This window comes from Bacteroidales bacterium (assembly GCA_018334875.1).
Classification (GTDB): Bacteria; Bacteroidota; Bacteroidia; order Bacteroidales; family UBA12077; genus JAGXLC01.
Map to the genome: position 1 here is coordinate 1 of JAGXLC010000402.1, position 3,722 is coordinate 3,722.

General features: G+C 39.5%; 3 protein-coding genes. All 3 read right to left on the bottom strand.

Annotated elements, in window-relative coordinates; all coding sequences use genetic code 11:
* Nucleotides 1-7: 7 nt before the first annotated feature.
* On the bottom strand, nucleotides 8-1,558 hold the full coding sequence (locus KGY70_18800; protein MBS3777252.1) for a PP2C family protein-serine/threonine phosphatase: 1,551 nt from the start codon (nucleotides 1,556-1,558) through the stop codon (nucleotides 8-10).
* An 11-nt stretch (nucleotides 1,559-1,569) separates the two neighbouring features.
* Nucleotides 1,570-3,003, bottom strand: a complete 1,434-nt coding sequence (locus KGY70_18805) for a class I SAM-dependent methyltransferase (GenBank protein ID MBS3777253.1) — start codon at nucleotides 3,001-3,003, stop codon at nucleotides 1,570-1,572.
* A gap of 228 nt (nucleotides 3,004-3,231) precedes the next feature.
* On the bottom strand, nucleotides 3,232-3,597 hold the full coding sequence (locus KGY70_18810) for a hypothetical protein (protein MBS3777254.1): 366 nt from the start codon (nucleotides 3,595-3,597) through the stop codon (nucleotides 3,232-3,234).
* Nucleotides 3,598-3,722: the final 125 nt, after the last annotated feature.

The following is a 3,722-nucleotide window of genomic DNA, read 5'->3' on the forward strand; positions in this document are numbered from 1 at the left end:
TCTTTTTTTAAACTCGTTTAATTACTAACAGTGAAATATCATCAAGCAATTCACGGTATCCTCTGAACTGTTCTACATCTTTTATTACATTTTCTACGATCATTTGAGGATTAAGTTCCCGGTTGACCTTAAACTCTTCCATCAGACGATCAAGGCCATAAAATTCTTTATCCGGACTCTCGCTTTCCGTAATTCCATCTGTATACAGCATCATGATATCTCCCGGATTGAATGATACCGTAGTTTCATTGACAAATTCCGAGATATCTTCAATAAAACCTATATACATTCCCAGATCGACGGTATCGATTTTTTCCACTTTGTCGCTGTCTTTTCGGAGAAGCAGGATAAACTCATGCTGACCGGTTATCCGGAAGGTGCCGTTTTCATAATGGAGCAGGGATAGGGTCAGATTTCTCCGGTTGGCAAGCCTTACCTGAATATTCCTGTATAACACCGAGTTGATCCGGTTGAGTGTAGCCGGAAGGTCTGTTTTTTGTTCATCTGTGGTGGCTCTCACAACGGATTGGGTCATTAGCATAACGATACCCGAATACAATCCGTGATCCGTAACATCTCCGATACAAAATAAAGTGCTGCCATCCTGTTGGGGCAGTATTTCATAAAAATCACCTCCCACTTCCGTTGCTGTTATCATGGTGGCTCCAATATCTAGTTCCCGGGATTTTTCAATTTCTTTTTTCTGAGGGAGCACCATGGTTTGAATCCGTTTGGCCACATCCAGCTCCATACCCAACCGGATGTTTTCTTTTTCCAGTTTGTTGCGTTCCTCAGTGGCTACATTGATGTTGTAAACCACCGTTGGAATTACCTTCAGGATGTTGCTGATCATATCCCCTTCAAAGTAAGACGGCAGCAATATCAGAAGCAGAAATACAATCCAGATGCTTAAATAAAGCTTTATCGGCAAAGGTTTTTTGTTTTCTTCCACTAAAGTCTCGTATCGTTCGAGTGCTTCAGGGTCGTTTTCAGCCAACTTCTTTTCAAACTGCTGCTCCTCCTTTTGGGTGAGCATATGGTAGTTAAAATCCGTTCCACGGTTCTCATAGGCGATGTATAGGCTGATCGATGCTATGATAAACCAGATGAGGGCCACCCTTTTATTGAGTACCGTACTGCAAATGAAGATCAATATGCCTGAGAGCACGAAATCAAAAAGAAAACTATTGGCCGTGTTGGGATTAAAGTGGACGATAACAATGGCAAGTATTTGTAGTACTATTATGGAGGCCCAACTGGTTAAATGATTCAGGAATCGGTTACCTTCTTTGTCTTTGGAAATGATTTTAATATGGTAAACCCCTGAAAATACATTCAGAATGATGATCAACGGGTATAAGATCAGATCCCTGGCCGGATCAGGAAGGTGCCCAAAATGAGTTATCTGGGTGATGAGGTGTATAATAGCAATCAGAATAACCGAGAAGTTGAGGGCAATCAGAATCTTCCGCTTGGTGTTTTTTGAGGGCTTCAGAAGCAGATTCCGAGACTGCGATAAGACATCTTCTTTTGATTGTTCCTTGGTTTTCTGTTCCATGTTAAAAGAAATTAGCTTTCGTATCGGTAGATTTGGGTTTGTATGTCAATGCTCATATAGGGCTGATGGGAGTAATAATATTTTTCTGCCTTGTGATAGAAGGATTTGATTTCCTCCCTTTGTCCGATAAATGAAAACAACCCCCATAAACTCATCTTACCCAGTTTAATGACATTGTTTTTGTAATCGGCACTGCCTTCCCTGCCTTCATTGGTGACCTTAACCGTATGTTCCTTCTCAAGTGAAAAATGATGTCCTTCTGAAAGTCTGGGAAGTGTTTTTAATATTTTCCGGTTTCCTTCGTAATATTGATTATGTTTTTCCAGCATACGCTTTATAATTGGAGGACCATCAAATGTTGCATCATTTACATCAACCACATACAATTTTCCGTTTGTTTTAATGATCCGGCTTATTTCCTTCAGAACAAGCTCCGGATTCATCAGGTGGATAAATATAAAGCTTCCGTGGACAACATCAAAAGAATTGTTTTCGAAATTTGTTTCGTATACACTCATCTTTTTCCATTTGATGCCGTTGTACGATAACTTCGCATAAGTGATCATTTCGGAATTTATGTCAATGCCGGTGAATTTGTAGTTTGCGAATTTATCGTTTTTGGAAACATTGGATAGATACACACCCGGTCCGCAGCCCAGATCAAGGAAGGAACCTGAGGGAGCCGGTAGTTCCATGTCTTCCAGTTTGTCTTTTTGAGTGGTGTAAAGCAGCCGTGCCTGGGTGGATAATCTTGGAAGTTCATCTTTAAGGGATAAAGGTTGCAGATAAAGATTTTCCTGTTTGATCCGCTCCAGATTGAACTCCTCTATGCGACCGCTCTTCTGAAGAAATTCAAAAAGCTGAGGGATTTCCAGTCCATAAATGGCGGATAATGCCTCCACATAGGTCCGGACCTTTACATAATATTCTTTCATGCGCTCCGGATGCTGAATGTAGATGTATTCTTTTTCCCCGTCCTCATCTATAATCTGATTGTGATATTTATACCCAAAGCGGCCATAATATTTTTCCAGGGCTTTATGGTCTTCCAGCAGAGTAATGAAGGAATAATCGGGTTCCAGGGTTTCATATACAGATTTCCACAGAGAGGTTGCCATCAGTTCAGCAAGCCGGCTTCCCCTTACCTTCTCCAGCTCGGCACGACGGGAGAGCTGGAAGATGTAGTTTGAAAACGGAGGCAGGGGATAGATTGAGGTGATCTCTTCTTCCGGTTTATAAATAAATGCTGAGATGACTGAAACCAACCTTTGATTATAAAATGCGCCCAAATGGAGTCCTTCCTCGTCTTTTGGGGCAGTATTCAACACGTCAATTCCTTGACATGACTGGAATACTTCCTTTCTCAGGTCGATGATTTTCTTTTCCCAATGATTAAAATCGAGCCACTGGAAGTAAACATGATTTTTTAGTTCGTTGATGTTCATTTAAAGGACGGGTTTTGTATTTATTGCCATGGGGTGATCTGGTGTTTACATTGTATTTTTTTGATATATAAAATTATATAGATATAATTTAGAATTAAATGGCATATTTACAAAAAAATCATATAAAGGCCAAAATTATAAAAGCAAAGTACGAGATTGCTATTATTTAGAATTGTTATCCTTTATTACGAATTCTAAAGCAAAGGGTTTCTCAAAATGTGTTTCTTTTTATTGGTGAGGTGATTTCAGATCAAAAAAACGGTAATTCTTTAATTGTCCGATTTTAATATACCGCCGGCTTATGGTGGGCTGGCTCTTATTTTCCGGAGTAAACTCTGCCACCATAAGATATCCACCTGATTGATCAGGAAGTTTGATATTAACCGGGAAATCTTTTCGAATGTGGGTAGGGAGTTTCACTTCAATGGTTTTTTCCCTTGTGATTTCCCCCTTGTTGTTCAGAAGTTTTAATCGTGTTGTGCCCTTTACCGGACTGTTTTTGTCATTGATGCCTGTCAGATTAAAATTCAATGCTGCACCTGGCTGGTGAGGTGATTTAAATTTGGTGTATCTTTCATGATTTAAAATTTTCAATAAAAATAGAAATTTCTGTCATTTCGTCCAATAGCGTAATAATTATTTGTGAATAATTCGAAATGTATATCCCGATCCTGTTTAAAGCACGCTATTCATTTGCTTTATCGATTGAATTATTTAAG

What these genes read in the sequence shown, in the direction of transcription:
- KGY70_18805 (MBS3777253.1), bottom strand. Translation starts at nt 3,003, where the DNA reads ATGAACATCAACGAACTAAAAAATCATGTTTACTTCCAGTGGCTCGAT.
- KGY70_18800 (MBS3777252.1), bottom strand. Translation starts at nt 1,558, where the DNA reads ATGGAACAGAAAACCAAGGAACAATCAAAAGAAGATGTCTTATCGCAG.